Origin of the sequence: Clostridium brassicae (genome assembly GCF_026738875.1) — a bacterium.
Lineage (GTDB): Bacteria > Bacillota > Clostridia > Clostridiales > Clostridiaceae > Clostridium_H > Clostridium_H brassicae.
Genome location: NZ_JAPQFJ010000001.1, coordinates 28,470 through 45,589, shown reverse-complemented (window position 1 = coordinate 45,589; position 17,120 = coordinate 28,470). Strand labels below are relative to the sequence as shown.

Annotated in this window: 13 protein-coding genes; 5 read left to right on the top strand and 8 right to left on the bottom strand. The window is 27.8% G+C overall.

The features are described 5' to 3' along the window. Positions 1 to 100: 100 nt before the first annotated feature. Together pcrA and OW729_RS00175 are read right to left on the bottom strand one after the other, a co-directional pair. Positions 101 to 2,365 carry a DNA helicase PcrA gene (gene pcrA / locus OW729_RS00180; RefSeq protein WP_268059393.1) on the bottom strand — a complete coding sequence of 755 codons (2,265 nt, stop codon included), beginning with the start codon at positions 2,363 to 2,365 and terminating at the stop codon, positions 101 to 103. A 41-nt stretch (positions 2,366 to 2,406) separates the two neighbouring features. Further along, positions 2,407 to 2,706, bottom strand: a complete 300-nt coding sequence (locus OW729_RS00175; protein WP_268059392.1) for a YerC/YecD family TrpR-related protein — start codon at positions 2,704 to 2,706, stop codon at positions 2,407 to 2,409. Between the two features lie 339 nt (positions 2,707 to 3,045). Between OW729_RS00175 and OW729_RS00170 the strand changes: the two genes are divergently transcribed. The 3 genes from OW729_RS00170 (at position 3,046) to OW729_RS00160 (ending at position 5,623) form a co-directional block, all read left to right on the top strand. Beyond that, on the top strand, positions 3,046 to 3,882 hold the full coding sequence (locus OW729_RS00170; protein WP_268059391.1) for a polysaccharide deacetylase family protein: 837 nt from the start codon (positions 3,046 to 3,048) through the stop codon (positions 3,880 to 3,882). Between the two features lie 273 nt (positions 3,883 to 4,155). Continuing rightward, the gene (locus OW729_RS00165) at positions 4,156 to 4,950 is read left to right on the top strand and encodes an amino acid ABC transporter substrate-binding protein (protein WP_268059390.1); all 795 of its coding nucleotides are present in this window, start codon (positions 4,156 to 4,158) and stop codon (positions 4,948 to 4,950) included. A 25-nt stretch (positions 4,951 to 4,975) separates the two neighbouring features. Then, a complete protein-coding gene (locus tag OW729_RS00160) occupies positions 4,976 to 5,623 on the top strand; it encodes an amino acid ABC transporter permease (RefSeq protein WP_268059389.1) in 648 nt (215 codons plus the stop codon). A gap of 284 nt (positions 5,624 to 5,907) precedes the next feature. Here the strand turns inward: OW729_RS00160 and OW729_RS00155 are convergent, their stop codons facing one another. Then, entirely contained in the window at positions 5,908 to 6,636 is a 729-nt protein-coding gene (locus OW729_RS00155) for a pseudouridine synthase (protein ID WP_268059388.1), read from the bottom strand. 258 nt (positions 6,637 to 6,894) lie between these two features. After that, complete coding sequence (locus tag OW729_RS00150) at positions 6,895 to 9,006, bottom strand: triple tyrosine motif-containing protein (protein ID WP_268059387.1); 2,112 nt, start codon at positions 9,004 to 9,006, stop codon at positions 6,895 to 6,897. 148 nt (positions 9,007 to 9,154) lie between these two features. Here OW729_RS00150 and pulA point away from each other — a divergent pair, with 148 nt between their 5' ends. Continuing rightward, positions 9,155 to 11,284, top strand: a complete 2,130-nt coding sequence (gene pulA, locus OW729_RS00145) for a type I pullulanase (RefSeq protein WP_268059386.1) — start codon at positions 9,155 to 9,157, stop codon at positions 11,282 to 11,284. Between the two features lie 18 nt (positions 11,285 to 11,302). Here the strand turns inward: pulA and OW729_RS00140 are convergent, their stop codons facing one another. Next, a complete protein-coding gene (locus OW729_RS00140; RefSeq protein WP_268059385.1) occupies positions 11,303 to 12,673 on the bottom strand; it encodes a VanW family protein in 1,371 nt (456 codons plus the stop codon). A 122-nt stretch (positions 12,674 to 12,795) separates the two neighbouring features. On the opposite strand from OW729_RS00140, the gene OW729_RS00135 reads away from it, so the two are divergent. Beyond that, entirely contained in the window at positions 12,796 to 13,836 is a 1,041-nt protein-coding gene (locus tag OW729_RS00135; RefSeq protein ID WP_268059384.1) for a M42 family metallopeptidase, read from the top strand. Between the two features lie 138 nt (positions 13,837 to 13,974). Here OW729_RS00135 and OW729_RS00130 read toward each other — a convergent pair whose 3' ends face one another. The 3 genes from OW729_RS00130 to OW729_RS00120 form a co-directional block, all read right to left on the bottom strand. Next, positions 13,975 to 14,637, bottom strand: a complete 663-nt coding sequence (locus tag OW729_RS00130) for a phosphatase PAP2 family protein (protein ID WP_268059383.1) — start codon at positions 14,635 to 14,637, stop codon at positions 13,975 to 13,977. A 22-nt stretch (positions 14,638 to 14,659) separates the two neighbouring features. Then, positions 14,660 to 15,094, bottom strand: coding sequence for a YaiI/YqxD family protein (locus OW729_RS00125; RefSeq protein ID WP_268059382.1), 435 nt, complete (start codon positions 15,092 to 15,094; stop codon positions 14,660 to 14,662). Positions 15,095 to 15,398: 304 nt separating this feature from the next. Next, the gene (locus OW729_RS00120; protein WP_268059381.1) at positions 15,399 to 16,754 is read right to left on the bottom strand and encodes a glucose-6-phosphate isomerase; all 1,356 of its coding nucleotides are present in this window, start codon (positions 16,752 to 16,754) and stop codon (positions 15,399 to 15,401) included. Between the last annotated feature and the right edge of the window lie 366 nt (positions 16,755 to 17,120).

Genomic DNA, 17,120 nt, shown 5'->3' with positions numbered 1-17,120 from the left:
AGTTTGCACTTTATAATCTACAAGCTATAATTTACGTTTTACAACTTATAAGTTTAGAGTTTACAGTTATAACCCATAATCTCTAAACTTAGTAAAACTTCTAAAGAAGTTCGATTGGTGCTACACTAAACATAAGCTGTTTTATTCCCATATTATCAAAAGCAATAGTTATTTTAACATCATCATAAGTTTTAATAGCACTTACTACAGTGCCTACTCCAAATTTTTCATGTCTTACTTTTCTTCCTATTGTAATTTCATTTGAATCAAATTTTCTTTTATCATTACTATCATTATTCGAATTAGAATACTGCTGAGATAAAATAGAATTTATTTTTTTTTCTGCTTTATTGTTTGAAAAGCTGCTTAATGAATGTGAATTCAAATTACTGCTTACATATGACTTATTAGTATTTTTCATAGCTCCATTTTTATTTTGATGGATACTTTCTCTCAAGTTCATAGATACTTCATTTATAAAATCCGATTCTGAGTAAGACACACTTCTACCAAAAACCATTCTACTTTGTGCCGATGTCATATATAATTTTTCTTTAGCTCTTGTTATACCTACATAACAAAGTCTTCTCGATTCTTCCATTTCACTGAAATTTTCCATAGAGCGAGTCCCTGGGAAAATTCCATTTTCCATACCTACCATAAATACTACTGGGAATTCTAATCCTTTAGCACTATGAATAGTCATTAAAACAGCTGTATCTGCATCTTCTGTATAATTATCTATATCTGATACTAAGGCTATCTTTTCTAAGAATGCCGATAAAGATTGATCCTCTGAAGTACTTTCAAACTCTACAGCTGCAGACACTAATTCCTTTATATTTTCTATTCTACTCATATCCTCTATATTTTTAGATTCTTTTAATTGTTTTAAATACCCTGTACTTTCAAGTATTTCTTCTATTAATTTGGAAACACTTACATTATCCTTAGTCCTATTAAAAGAATTTATAAGGCTTGTAAATTTATTTATAGATGCAATATTCCTTGCTGTAAGTCCTGGTATATTTTCTACTTCTAACAGGATACTATACATACATTCATCCATATAACTTGCAAATTCTTGTATTTTAGATACAGTAGCAGCACCTATAGCCCTTTTAGGAACATTTATTATTCTCTTTAAACTTATATCATCTTGAAGATTATTTATAAACTTTAAGTAAGCAATTATATCTTTAATTTCTTTTCTATCATAGAACTTTTGTCCACCTATTATTCTATAGGGTATACTTCTTTTCATAAAAATATCTTCAAAAATTCTTGATTGAGCATTTGTCCTATACAATATTGCAAAATCCTTAAAATCCATATCTTCTTTTTCCATAAGTTCTTTTATTTGCTTTACAACAAAGTTACCTTCATCTATATCTGAAAATGCTCTATAAATTTTTATTTTCTCCCCAGGGGGATTCTCTGTCCTTAGAACCTTACTTTTCCTTTGAGCATTATTTTTTATAACCCCATTTGCTGCATTTAAAATATTACTCTTTGATCTATAATTCTGTTCTAATTTTATAACTTTAGTATTTGGATAATCCTTTTCAAAATCTAGGATATTACTTATATCAGCACCTCTCCATTGATATATACATTGATCATCATCACCAACAACAAATAGATTTTTATGTCCTTGTGCTAACATCTTAATTAACTCATACTGAGCTTTATTGGTGTCTTGATATTCATCTACCATTATGTATTTGAACTTATTTTGATAAAATTTTAAAATATCTGGATTTTTTTTAAACAATTCAACTGTTTTAAAAATCAAATCATCGAAATCTAAAGCATTACTATTTTTTAATCTCTTTTGGTATAAAAGATATGCATCAGCTATTTTGTTCTTTCTAAAATCATTCTCATTTTGCTTTTTATATTCCTCTGCAGATATTAATCTATCTTTTTGCTTCCCTATTTTACCTATTATTTCTTTCTCGTCTATATCTTTTTCATTTATATTTAATTCTTTCATACATTCCTTTACTAAAGTTTTTTGGTCAGAACTATCATATATTGCAAAATTTTTATTGTATCCTAGTTTGTCTATCTCTCTTCTCAATATTCTAACACAACATGAGTGAAAAGTAGACACCCACATACTGTCTACATTAACATCGATTAGCTTTTTTATTCTTTCTTTCATTTCACCAGCTGCTTTATTTGTGAAAGTTATAGCTAATATATTGTAATGCGGTATATTTAAATCTTCTACCATATGTGCAATTCTATAAGTTAATACCCTTGTTTTACCTGATCCTGCACCTGCTAGTACAAGTACTGGACCTTCTATAGTAGTTGCCGCTTCATATTGTTCCTTATTTAAAAGCGTTTTTAAATCCATTAAATCACTCCTCGATTTATACCATTATCCATCTATATGTATTATTCCCACTTTATTCTTTCTAATACTAGGTTGTACCCGTCACTTCCATAATTCAGACATCTATTTACTCTACTTATAGTAGCAGTACTTGCTCCTGTGGCAGATGCAATTTCTGTATATGTCTTTTTTTGTTTTAACATCTTTGCAACTTGTAATCTCTGTTCTACAGACTTTAACTCATTTATAGTAAATATATCTTCAAAAAATCTATAACACTCTTCTTTTGTCTTTAAAGATAACACCGCTTCACATAAATAATCCATTTCTGGACTTTCTAGCTTTGATTTAAATTCTGACACTAAATCACTCCCTATCTTGTTTTAAAATATATAGGATTGCATACATTTAAATTCTACCATTCAATTCTTGTTTATTCTAGACTTGTTTTTATATGTTTACAAACTCCTTATAATTTTCCTTAAATTCAAACTATATTTTAGTACATTTTTTATTTTATATAATAAAAAAATAATACTATTTAAAGTATAACCTAATCTAAAACTTTTTTGACAACTATATAGGCATAATTTACATGTATTTTATTTAAGCTTCTTATAAATATATATATTTCTCTAGGACAAACTAAGTATATATCTAGAATAAAGTATCTTCAATTACAAACAAAGGGGAAAGATAAAATGAAAAAATTGTTCTCTTCACCATTTTTTAAAACATTATTTATAATTCAATTGTTTTTCTTACTAATATTTTTTTTTCAATATAATTCTTCTAATGCCTTAGCACAGGATATTTCTGAGAATAAGCTTTTATTAGCTTCCCCATACTCAAATTCCAATGATAGCTTTATTTCTCTATATTCTGCAAATATCCCTAAAAACAAAATAGCATATTTAACTTTTGATGACGGTCCTTCTAATAATACTGAAAAAATACTTAAAATACTAGATGATTATAACATTAAAGCTACTTTTTTTGTAACTGGAACTTCTGCTAAAAGGGGATTGAAAATTTATAAAGCAATCGTCAATAAAGGTCATTCTATTGGGAATCATACTTATAGTCATAATTATAGTAAAATCTATAAAAGCATAGAAGACTTTATATCTGACTTTAAAAAATTAGAAAACTATTTAAATAACTCTCTAGGTGTAAGTACTAATATAGTTCGTCTTCCTGGTGGTAGCAATAATACCATAAGCCATAAGTATGGAGGTAATAACATAATGGTAAGTATAAGCAAATATTTAATAGACAATGGTTATACTTATTTTGATTGGAATGTGGATTCTACCGATGCCTGTGTAAAAACTCAAGATAAAAACAAAATAGTCAATTCAATATTAAGCAATAGTAAAAATAAAAATGCAATCATAATCCTTATGCACGATGGGCCACTAAAAACCACTACAGTGGAAGCTCTTCCTGAAATTATATCAGGTTTAAAAAAACAAGGCTTTGAATTTAGGCCATTATCTTCTGAAGAATACGTTACTCAGTTTTTAAGGGCAAAATAGGCATAAAATTATTGTATATTTGAGAAAGCTATATAAAAAACAACTAGTAAAAAATCGATTTTTACTAGTTGTTTTTTATTGAAGAAAATATTTAAAATTAATTTCATTTTATCACTTTACAACTTCATCGCATTAAAGTATAATATACTCATAAATTAAAATTAATGATTGAGTATGTTTTAGAAATTGTTAATTCTATTTAGTAAGGTAAGCATTTCAAATCAAAGCCTTACAACTAATACATATAAATTTATAAAATAGGGGGATTAAAAAATGAAAAAATTAATTACGTTATCATTAAGTTTCATTATAGTATTAGGTCTTTTCGGTTGTGGTTCTTCTAAAAATCCAACTAGCAATTCTTCAAAAGATGAAATTCCAAAGAAAATAGTTGTAGGTTTAGATGATTCTTTTCCACCAATGGGATTTCGTTCAGATGAAGATAAAATAATAGGATTTGATATTGACATGGCTAATGAAATGGCTAAACGAATGGGTGTAGAGATAGAATACATGCCTACAGAATGGAGTGGGGTAATACCTGCTTTAAAAGCCGAAAAATTTAATGTTGTAATTTCTGCTATGAGTGTTACAGAAGAAAGAAAAAAAGAAATAGCTTTCTCTAATCCATATATCTTAGAAAAACAAGTTATTGTTGTAAAAAAAGATAATAAAAATATAAATTCATCAAAAGATTTGAAAGACAAAATAGTAGGAGTTCAACTTGGAAGTACTAGTGCAGAAGCTATAAAACCAATAAGAAACACAATGAAAGAAGTTAAAGAATATGATAAAAATACTGATGCTCTCCAAGATTTGTCTATTGGAAGACTCGATGCTGTAGCAGTTGATGAACTTGTTGCAAGATATTATATGAAAGAACACAATGATAAATATAGAGTAGTTGAAAAAGAAATTTCAAAAGAACCTATAGCAATTGGATTTAGAAAAGAAGATACTAATTTAATTCAAAAATTCAATGAAACCTTAAAAGCTATGCAAACAGATGGCACTATGTCAAAAATCTCAAAACAGTGGTTTGGAGAAGACATTACTAAAATAGATTAATGAAAGTTAAAGGCGGTGCAGTAACATGGACGTTACAATTTTAAAAAAAGCTTTACCTATCCTATTAAAGGGAAGCATTATGACAATAGAACTAACAGTAATTGCTATTATTATTGGTACAATTTTAGCTATGCTCATAACATTTTGTAAAATTAGCAACTCAAAAGCACTAAAAATGTTTGGAGATTTTTACACTTGGTTCTTTAGAGGAACACCTTTATTAATACAACTTTTCGTAATATATTATGGTTTCCCTCAATTAGGAATAAAATTAGAACCATTTGCTGCTGCCATAATAGGGTTAACTATAAATATATCAGCTTACATTACTGAAATAATCAGAGCTTCTATCCAATCGATTGACAAAGGGCAATGGGAGGCCTCAAAAGCTTTAGGAATGAATTATTGGCAAACTATGTTTTTAATAATAATACCTCAAAGTATAAAAAGAATGCTTCCTCCTATGTCAAATGAGTTTATAGCTTTACTTAAAGATACTTCGCTAGTATCAGCAATATCAATGGGTGATCTTATGAGAAAATCTCAATTATTATACACTGCAACCTATAAACCTCTTGAAATATTTTTACTTGCTACAATTCTTTATCTTTTAATGACAACAATATTTACCACATCTTTTAAAGTTCTCGAAAACAGATTTGTATTTGAATAATAATACATTTTAAAAGAATGTAAAAAATACCATTCTTTTAAAATAGAATAAAAAAAACACTATCCCGGTGATAGTGTTTTTAGTATTATATAGGGCAAGACTACTCCTGGGGCGGGAGTGTCTAATTTAATAAAAAGGGGGCTATTCATTCTTTTTATTTTCCCTTACAAATGCTATTATATTAAATAAAACCTTAAATTGCAATAGATTTTGCAAATTAAATTGTAAACAAACTGTTATGCTAATCTATATCTTTCATAATCCATTCATATTTTTATTGATATTTATCCCATTTCTAACATATCCTTTAATTCTAATAATTCTTTTTCTGATAATTCTCTGTACTCGCCTAAATCTAAATTTTCATCTAAAATTAAATTGCCCATTCTCATTCTTTTTAAGTATATTACATTTTTTTCTAAAGACTCAAACATTCTTTTTACTTGATGATACTTTCCTTCCTGAATTGTAACCTTTACTTCCGAACCATCTTCACTGCTACTAATAATCTCTAATTTAGCAGGTAGGCATTTATATCCATCATCTAAAACTATTCCTTTTTCAAAAGCCTTAATATCCTCTTCTCCTAAAGGTTTATCTATATCAGCATAATAAAGCTTATCTACATGCCATTTAGGTGAAGTTAGTCTATGATTAAGTACTCCATCATTAGTTATTAATAATAGTCCTTCAGTATCTTTATCTAGTCTCCCTACTGGAAAAGGATTAAATACACTATCTTCATAATCTAATAAATCCACCACTGTCTCATCATAATTATCAAAAGTTGCTGATACTACTCCCGCTGGTTTATTCATCATAATGTAAATATATTCTCTATAATTAATTTCTTCACCAGAAACCTTTATAATACTTTTCTCAGGATCTACTTTTATACTACTATCCTTTATAACTTCTCCATCTACTTCTACCTCTCCATTTTTCATAAGCAGTTTTATTTCTTTTCTAGAACCGTAACCTAAATTAGATAAAACCTTGTCTAATCTTTCCATTTGTTTCACTCCTTGTCTAGTATTAACTACTAGACCATTTTATCAAACTATATACATTGATGTACATAATAAAAAATTTATAAAAATACTCTTGCAAATTTTCAATACCTTTTACAGCATAATTAAAGTTCTATATTCAATAAAGTATTACTTCAAATTAGTGAATTTAAACCTATTTATTCTGCAATAATATATTGCAAAATAAATAGGTTTATGCAATATATTATTCATTTATCTGTTTTGTTTATTATTATCTTTTCAATTATCCATTAATGTAAAGTCAAGTAAAAGAGTGTTTTTTAAAATTTCTTTATTTGTTACTTTATTATCTCTATTTAATATATTTCTTAATACAGGTGTTTCAGTAACTTTAACTTTAATAACACAATAATCTTCATAGGAAATCTTCTTATAACTACTTTTAGACAAGACTAATATTTTATATATACCCTTTTTAAAAGGTATAAAGTCATAATAATTTTTTTTGCTATATTTTTGCACTAAATTCCATTCTTTATTTTCCATTAAATAAAATTCGTAAATTACATCTTTCCCTCCATCACTTTCAGCACATACTTGTATAGGTTCATTAGGTAAAAATTCAAATCTATCACATTTCAATCTAGTATTTGTAATAGGAGGTGCATCATTAACTATAACTTCTAATTCTTTTTCACAATCAAAAATTTTATCACTTTCTTTATTTTTTCCATATACTTTTATCAAATACCTACCACTACATCTAGGAGTCACCTTATATCTTCTACTTTTCACATAATCAGTTTCCTCTACTTCATGTCCATTAATTTGAAGAACATATTTTAATAGCATATCACAAGTATCTTGAGTGATAACATCTAAAACTATCTGTTCTCCTATTAAATAATATTCCTTTGGATTCGTTAAAATATAGTCTATTTTTGCAGGTATATATTTGTAACAATTTATGTGAATTATATCATGAGCATCAAATAATTTATCAGAATATTTATCTTTAACTCTTATCTCTACCTCAAAATTCCCTGCTTCTTCTGGAATAAAATTAACCCAATTACATTCATTATAGTCTACTTTTTCCTTTTCCTCATTATCTTTTTTTACTATAAAGCTATATAATAATTCTATTCCACCTTCAGCTATTACTTTTATTTTTACACTTTCATTTACAAGTAGATTTTCTTTCTTATCTAGAATTATTTCATCTATCTTAACAGGATCTCTAAATAAATTATCAATTGTAAAACTCATTACTTTATAATCTTCATACTTATCACTACAAGAAACATCTCTAACATATAAATTTATTTCATATTCTCCTGCTTCTTCAGGCTTCCATAAATATTCACTTGATTTTATGTAACCAGAATCTTCATTTTTCGAACCTTCTACTATATATCTATATCTTAAGTCTTTTCCCCCTTTAACAACTGCTTTTAAAACTATATCTTTACTTATTGTCTGAGGAGAACTTATGTCACTAGTAAAACTTAATATTTGCACCTTTTCATAAGGAGCTACATCATAATAAATTATAGCTCTATCATCATGTTCATTAGGTGAATATAAATCTTTAGCTAAACATAAAATTTTATACTTACCTGGAGTAGTTTCTTTATAACTAACTACTTTCTTAGTTGAGTAATCTTGTATGCACTCAACTTGTCCAGTTAAATTAATTTTTATAAATTTATATAATATCATTCTATTATCTTGATATTCAGCTTCAACTTCAAAAACCAACTCTTCATTGGTTACTAATAAAGAGTTTAAACATTTAAAATTATTTATTTTCAATTTATTTATATCTACGACTTTATAAGCAATTTTCTTAACATCATCAAATTTTTTTTCGGAATCTATAGCTTTACATTGAACTAAAATCTCTTGTTCTCCAACCTCTTTAACGCTACATACAAATGTATTCTCTGTGCAATAGTCTTTAGCTAAAACCCATTTTTCATCTTTTTTGATAAAATATCTATAAAGAACAGAATTCTTATTGGTTTCTACTTTTAGGTATAATTTTTCCCCTATATTAAATTGTTTTTTACTTAAAAATAATCCCTTTATTAAAGTACTATTAGTACATTCTTCTCCTATAATGTATTCGTATTTAGAAACATAATCAAAGGATTTTTCACTATTTTCTTCCTTAGCTTGTACCATTAAAATATATCGTCCATCTTTTTGTGGTTTCCAAACTATCTCCTCTACTTGACTAAAATCTTGTAAAGTTTCCCATGATCCTTCCAATCCTACTATATATTTAAATAATAGATTATCTTTAGGTTTGCTTAATATATTTATTTTTATTTTGCTCCCTTTATTTTGAGGAGACTCTTTATTATATCCTATAAGAATTTCATTCATATTAATCATCTCCTGATAATATTTTACCTTTATGATATATTATACTATAATTCCAATTTTTGTAAAAGTAATTTTTGATTATTTTAACCCAAATTGATAAATATATAATAAAATGTTTATATATGGTTTTTTATATTAGGAGGAAAATATGAATTTATTTAAAATTAAAATATTAGGTTTTTCTAAAATTTCAATAAATCTAAATACTCAGGATTGTTTTAACCTGAATGATTTGAAAATCACTAATGGTGATAATCTATTTCCAATAATAAATTTCAATAAAAGTAATGAGAACTCATTTATTATTTTTCTTAAAGGAAATATAGATATAAAATATTACACTTATATAACCTATAAAGGAATAACAGTAAAAGCTTTATATAAAGATTTATTTTCCACGAAGGAGTTCAATGATAAATTTTATTATGGAGGAAATTTAGGACTATTCTACTATGAAAGTTATTCTACATTTAAACTATGGTCACCAGCAGCTTCTTCTGTATCTGTTTTAATATATAAGAATGGTGATACTTCCATTTCTGAAGTACCCAAAGAGTATCCTATGCATGAAAATAATGGAGTTTGGCAAGTAACTATAAATGATAATCTAAAAAGTTTATTCTACACTTATAAAATAAATGTATACAACACTAATAACGAAGTTGTTGACCCCTATGCTAAAGCAGTAGGTATAAATGGATTAAGAGGTGCAATTATTAATTTAAAAGAAACTAATCCTATTGACTTTGATAAAGATTTATCTTTTAAACCTTATCATAATACAGATGCAATAATCTATGAAATTAGTATTAGAGATATCTCATCTCATGAGAGTAGCGGAGCTATAAATAGAGGTAAATTTTTAGCTCTTACTGAAAATTCAAATTGTTTAAATCATATCAAAGACTTAGGAGCTACTCATGTGCAAATTATGCCTTGCTTTGATTTTAGTTACACATGTCTAGATGAAAAAAAGCCATCTAAAGACTATAATTGGGGGTATAATCCTCAAAATTACAATGTTCCAGAAGGATCTTATTCATCTAATCCTTATGATCCTAAATGTCGAATTATAGAAATGAAAAAAATGATACAGCACTTACACAATAATAATATCCTAGTTAATATGGATGTAGTATACAACCATTTATTTCATAAATCAGAAAATATTTTTGAAAAAATATTTCCAGGATATTATTTTAGATTTAATGACTATGGTGAATTTTCTGATGGTTCTGGCTGTGGAAATGATACAGCCTCTGAGCATAAGATGATGAAAAAATTTATTATTGATTCTCTTTTATATTGGGTAAAAGAATATCATATAGACGGGTTCAGATTTGATCTTATGGGTATACATGATATTGATACTATGAGCTCTATTTATGATACTTTTAAAGATTTTGAGAAGCATATAATGTTATATGGTGAGGGATGGGATCTTGACACTTTATTAGATAAAAATTTAAAAGCCACCCAAAGTAATGCCAAATCTCTACCATGTATAGGCTTTTTTAATGAAACTATAAGAGACACTATAAAAGGCAATGTTTTTTCTCAAAGTGATAAGGGATTTGTTAGTGGTAAAAAAAATTTAGAAAGTATATTAAAATACTGTATTACAGCTTGCTGCATTTCTAATAAAGAAACAGAAAAAATGTATGTAACACCTGAACAATCTATAAATTATGCATCTTGTCATGATAATTATACTTTATGGGATAAGATTGAGTTTAGTAATAAAGAAGATAGTTTAGATGATAAAAAAAATATGGTTAAACTTGCTAGTGGAATTATATTAACTAGTCAGGGAGTTCCTTTTTTACACTCAGGAGTTGAATTCTGTAGAACAAAAAATGGAGTAGAAAATAGTTTTAAATCAGGAGATATTATAAATAGTTTAAATTATGCCCAAAAAGCTCAATTTATTGATGTTTATGAATATCATAGAGGATTAATAAAGCTAAGAAAAGAGCACCCAGCATTTAGACTATATTCTACTGAAGATATAAAAAAACACCTAGAATTTATACTCAATACCCCTGACAATGTTGTAGGATTTATAATAAAAAATCATGCTAATAATGATAGTTGGAATAGTATCTTAGTTGTATACAATTCCAATAAATATGATGTAACATTAAATGTTCCCTATAATACTTGGTATAAAGTTGTTGATAAATATAGGATATCTACAGATATTCCATTAGAAACAATAATTGGTGATAAAATTCATATTGAAAGTATCTCTATGGTTGTAATGTATTCAAAAAAATAAAAGTGCATAATCGCACTTTTATTTTTTAGTTCCTCTTTTTATAACTCCATTTATAGCTATATAATAGTCATTAGAAATTAATTGTTTTTCTATAAGTCTTCCGCTCTCATAAACACTTCTATATACTTTTACTTTATAACCAGTATGAGGGCTTTTAACCTCTTCAGTTTGTCCTGCAGGTAAGCTTGAATCATCTACATATGTAGTTTTAGCTGGTACTGTAGCATATAGATCTGTGCTCATTTTACAAGTTGTATTCTTTAATTTCTCATTAGAATATATATTAAATGTAACGACACTACCAGTAGTATATCCTTCAATATATATTGGATAATCAAAAGTATTTTTAAATTTCAAATCTATATTTCCCCAATCTACAGTTGCATCTAATCCTTTATCAACATAATGTGATGGAAAAGTATGATGTGCTCTTTCCGTAGTTTTTATATTGGACAATAATATAGCATTATATAAAGTAGTAGAAACTTGACATATTCCTCCACCAAGTCCTGAATCAGCTTTCTGATTTACTATAACTGTTGCTTCTTGATATCCTGCTGCTTTTGTTCTTTCCCCTACTACACCATTAAAACTAAAAGTTTCTCCTGGCATTACTACTGTACCATTAATACTTCTTGTAGCAACTGCAATATTATTACATCTTGCTGCTGAAGAACCTGCATAACTAGTTGAAAAAGTAGTTCCTATTTGAGCATTTACTGACTTCAAAGCGGCTTCAGTAACTTTAGGCTTAACCACTTTAATAGATGCATCAACATTAATGCCACCCTTAGAGTTGCTATTTAATTTTTCTATAATATCTTTTTTTAGCTTTTCTCCATCTAATTCTGCTCCATCAACACCAGGCTTAGTACTAAATCCTCCACCACTTAAACTCAAACTTGCATTCTTTGGCTTCTTATCTATTTCTTTCTTCATAGTCTTTATAGTTTCATCTATAGATTTAGTATTATAAGCAAATTTAAGGTTAAGTTGTTTACCTTTGGAACTACTTATAAGTTTGTATTTTGATATAATGCTTTGGTCTTTTCCATATGCAAAAGCCTCATTAACAGTTTCATCAATATTATACTTTGCAGCTAAATCAGAATAATTTATAGTATAATTCCCTTTTCCTGCTTTAATATTTACTTTATTACTTAATACTACATCACCATATTTATCCTTTAGCAACTTAGTAGCTTGTTCCTTTGTTTTTCCACTTAAATCTATATCCTCTACTTTAACCTTAGGATAAACTACTTTTTCCCATTTTTTAGCTGTAAAATATACGTAACTCCCCATTATCGAAGCTGCCAATAGCACCGCTGCTACAATAAACATTCTTATCTTTTTCTTATTTTTGTTATTTTTTACTGCTCTACTCATGTCACTTCTCCCCTCTTTCCTGTTTATTATACTATAAAACTTAGAATTTTTACATAATATATGTTTTATAATATTGGTTATCTTTTGATAATATGTTACAATCCTCATAAAGGAGTGATATTATGCAAAATAAAAAAGCCAAACTTAAGTATTATATCAGCAATCTCTTATCTATTGCAAGCCCCTCTGGCTTCACAGATAAAATAATGTCTCATATAAAACAAGAATTAGACACTTTAAATATACCATATACATTAACGAACAAAGGTGTCATTATAGTTACATTTAAAGGTGAAAATGATAACATTGAAAGAACATTTTCAGCTCATATTGATACTCTAGGTGCAATGGTTAAAGAAATAAAATCCAATGGTGCTTTATCTCTAGACTTTATTGGAGGATTTATGGGTAATTCTGTAGAAGGAGAAAACTGTATTGTTTCTACTATGGATGATATAAACTACACAGGTACTATACAAACTATAAAACCTTCTGTCCATATAAATGGTGACGAGGCACGTGATCTTAAAAGAATTCCTGAAAATATGGAAGTAATACTTGACGAAAAAGTATTTACAAAAGAAGATGTGGAAGACTTAGGAATAAACGTTGGTGACTTCGTATCTTTTGATCCTAGAACAATATTTACAGAAAAAGAATTTATAAAATCTAGGCATCTTGATGATAAAGCTAGCGCAGCAATTCTTTTATACGCTATAGAATACATACATACAAATAAAATAAAACTTCCTTATACTACAAATTTCTTCATAAGTAATTATGAAGAGGTAGGTCATGGTGCTTCATCTAGTATACCTAAAAATACTACAGAGTTTATTTCTGTAGATATGGGTGCCCCTGGACCTGGACAAAATTCTTCTGAATATAGTGTTTGTATATGTGCTAAAGATTCTTCAGGCCCTTATGATTATAATCTAAGGAAAAAATTTGTAAATTTATGCAAATCTAAAAACATAGATTATAAAATAGACACTTATCCTCATTATGGCTCAGATGCATCTGCTGCACTTAGAGCTGGATGGGATATCAAAACTGCCTTAATTGGTCCTGGTGTATTTGCTTCTCATGCATATGAGAGGACATATATGGATTCAATGGTAGCAACTCTAGACTTAGTCTTAGAATACTGCAAAACAAACTAAAAATAGTGAACAGAACACTCACTTATATGTTCTGTTCACTATTTTTATATACTTATCTAATTGATAAAATTGTATAATTTCAAAATTATATAGCTACATAAAAATTTCATTTGGCATTTGGAATTATAAATAACGATCTTAAATTTCATTTGTACTAGAAGTATCCTGCTTCTTTTTCTTGAATTCTGGTACTAAATATACATATCCATATAACCCAATGCATAGGGCTATGCCAGCTATAACATCAACAAAAGAATGTTGCTTTATAAACATAGTTGAAAGGCATATAAGTACCATAATTATTGTAGATATAACTTTCACCCTTCTATTGTTTTCAAATAAGGAGCTATTACAAATCACAACATTTACTCCAATAGCATCTATTACATGAATACTTGGGCAAACATTAGTTGGAGGATCAATAGCATAAATAGCCCCTACCATCTTTGTGAATATATCTTTGTCTTTTAAGATAGGTCTTAAATTTTGTCCACTGGGTAATATTACATATAATATATAAGATATACCCATCCCTAAAAATATGAACTTAGTTAGCTTTAAAAAGTCGTCTTTTGACTTTAAACCAAAATAAACAAAAGGAGCAGATATATAAAAATACCAAAATACATAAGGCAGTATAAATACTTTTAAAAAAGGTATATAGTCATCTATACTACTGTGCATTATATATTTAGGAGTAACAAATTTTTGACAACAATAAAAAAATCCCAGCAATGGAATCCATATTATCATATATAGAAAATGTCTATTGTTACCTATAAATTTTTTTATACTCTCCACTTTCTTCACCCTCTTAAACAAATTATAGATTTTTAATTAATTTTATAAGATTTCTATATAGTCTCTCATCATCTTCACTAGTTCTTTTTTTAGGATTATTAGTTTTTCCTCCACTTCTTCTAACTTTAGATGATATATGTCTTTCAAATAGTAATTTATCTATATTATCATCACTATAAATGTATCCCTTAGGACTTATGGCATAAGCTTTTTTCCCAAGAACCATAGCCGCTACCCCGTAGTCTTGAGTAACCACAATATCTCCTTTAGTAGATTCATTTACAATATACATATCTACACTTTGAAAACCGCTATCCACAATTTTTACTGAACTATAATCACTTTCAATTATATGGTTTATATCACAGTACATATTAACCTCTATATTATATTCTTTTGCTACTTTTTCTATGTATTCTCTACCAGGACAAGAATCTGCATCTACTATTATTTTCATGAATTACCTCCTATCTCTTCCTCTATTATACCATTATTGCCATATATTTATTAGCCTACTTCTTAATTTATAATTCTGTTTTTAAGCCTTAGTTAGTTTACTAAAACCTATCTGATTACATTACGCTAAATTTAGAATTATTTTTAAGATTATACTAAATTAACTTATACACTCGCCTAAAACATAGTAATATATAAAATATAGCTTGCAGTAACTATAATAGTTTCTGCAAGCCTATAGACAAGGAAACTCATCTTCGCATGTTCAGATGAGTAAGCGATTCACACAAAATTTCCATTTTGGTTCACTGCTTAAGTTTAGCTTCTATTTCTGCTTTCATACCTTCATATCCTGGTTTTCCTAAAAGAGCAAACATATTTTTCTTATATGCTTCAACTCCTGGCTGATTAAATGGATTTACTCCTAACAAATATCCGCTTAATCCACATGCTTTTTCAAAGAAATAAACTAGCTTTCCAAAATAATATGGTGTCAATTCTGGAATATTTATTATGATATTAGGAACTCCACCTTCATTGTGGGCAATTACTGTCCCTCTAAATGCTTGTTGGTTAACAAAGTGCATATCCTTTCCTGCAACAAAGTTTAATCCATCAAGATTATCTTGATTTTCTTCTATTACAATTGATTTTCTTGACTTTTCTACATTTAGTTGAGTTTCAAAAAGATTTCTTAAACCTTCTTGTATATATTGCCCCATTGAATGTAAATCTGTTGAAAAATCAGCTGCTGCTGGGAAAATTCCCTTTCCATCTTTCCCTTCACTTTCTCCAAATAGTTGTTTCCACCATTCTCCTGTATAGTGAAGAGAAGGTTCAAAATTAGTCATCATTTCAATAGTTTTTCCTTTTGCATACAATGCATTTCTAGCTGCCGCATATTTGTATGCATCATTTTCTTTTAAATCTGGATTACTATACTCTTTACGACCATCAGCTGCACCTTGCATCATTTCATCTATACTAATTCCTGCAGCTGCTATTGGCAATAATCCAACTGCAGTCAATACTGAAAATCTTCCACCAACATCATCTGGAATAACAAAAGTTTCATATCCTTCTGCATCAGCTAATGTTCTTAATGCTCCTTTTGATTTATCTGTTGTAGCAAATATTCTTTCTTTTGCTCCTTCTTTACCATATTTCTTTTCTAATAAGTCTTTGAATACTCTAAATGCTATTGCAGGCTCTGTAGTAGTTCCTGACTTAGATATGACATTTACTGAAAAATCTATGTCTTTAACTAATTCTATTAAATCTGCCATATATGTTGAACTAATATTATTTCCTACATAGAAAATTTGTGGCGCTTTTCTCTTATTCTTTGAAACAACATTAAAGAAAGTATGAGTAAGCATTTCTATTGCAGCTCTTGCTCCTAAATAAGAACCACCTATTCCTATAACAATAAGCGCATCGGAATTATTATTTATTTTAGTCGCTGCTCTTTTTATTCTTTCAAATTCCTCTTTATCATAATTTACAGGTAAATCCATCCACCCTAAGAACTCATTACCTGCTCCATTTTTTTGATGAAGCGTATCATGCGCCGCATTTACCATAGCCTGAAGTTGGTAAACTTCATGCTCACTTAAGTATGGCTGTGTTTTTGATAAATCTAATGTTACACCTTTGGACATTTTTTAACCCTCCAAACTTTTTTTCATTTACTTCTCTTTACTCGTTAAGATTTTAAGTTATTTGTTTTATAAATTCAAGGGATAGGTTACATAATATTTCATTTTTAACAAAATAGTTAATCATTATACCTTATTCTATTTATTATATCTCCAGTAAAAAATATTATGTTTGGACCAAACTTTGTTATTTTTTTAACTAACGAAACTTTACCTTTCCCTTAGATTTATTATATAAAGCAGATATATATATATAATTTTATACCCATTAAATTTCTTTAAAGTCTTTTTATATCTTATACTTAAATTGATTCATTACTGTAATAACACTATTTTGTAATAGAAACTCCATATATCCTAAAAAAATGT

What these genes read in the sequence shown, in the direction of transcription:
- OW729_RS00150 (WP_268059387.1), bottom strand. Translation starts at nt 9,006, where the DNA reads ATGAATGAAATTCTTATAGGATATAATAAAGAGTCTCCTCAAAATAAA.
- OW729_RS00125 (WP_268059382.1), bottom strand. Translation starts at nt 15,094, where the DNA reads ATGAAAATAATAGTAGATGCAGATTCTTGTCCTGGTAGAGAATACATA.
- OW729_RS00160 (WP_268059389.1), top strand. Translation starts at nt 4,976, where the DNA reads ATGGACGTTACAATTTTAAAAAAAGCTTTACCTATCCTATTAAAGGGA.
- OW729_RS00135 (WP_268059384.1), top strand. Translation starts at nt 12,796, where the DNA reads ATGCAAAATAAAAAAGCCAAACTTAAGTATTATATCAGCAATCTCTTA.
- OW729_RS00155 (WP_268059388.1), bottom strand. Translation starts at nt 6,636, where the DNA reads ATGGAAAGATTAGACAAGGTTTTATCTAATTTAGGTTACGGTTCTAGA.
- OW729_RS00165 (WP_268059390.1), top strand. Translation starts at nt 4,156, where the DNA reads ATGAAAAAATTAATTACGTTATCATTAAGTTTCATTATAGTATTAGGT.
- OW729_RS00140 (WP_268059385.1), bottom strand. Translation starts at nt 12,673, where the DNA reads ATGAGTAGAGCAGTAAAAAATAACAAAAATAAGAAAAAGATAAGAATG.
- OW729_RS00170 (WP_268059391.1), top strand. Translation starts at nt 3,046, where the DNA reads ATGAAAAAATTGTTCTCTTCACCATTTTTTAAAACATTATTTATAATT.
- OW729_RS00120 (WP_268059381.1), bottom strand. Translation starts at nt 16,754, where the DNA reads ATGTCCAAAGGTGTAACATTAGATTTATCAAAAACACAGCCATACTTA.
- pulA (WP_268059386.1), top strand. Translation starts at nt 9,155, where the DNA reads ATGAATTTATTTAAAATTAAAATATTAGGTTTTTCTAAAATTTCAATA.
- pcrA (WP_268059393.1), bottom strand. Translation starts at nt 2,365, where the DNA reads ATGGATTTAAAAACGCTTTTAAATAAGGAACAATATGAAGCGGCAACT.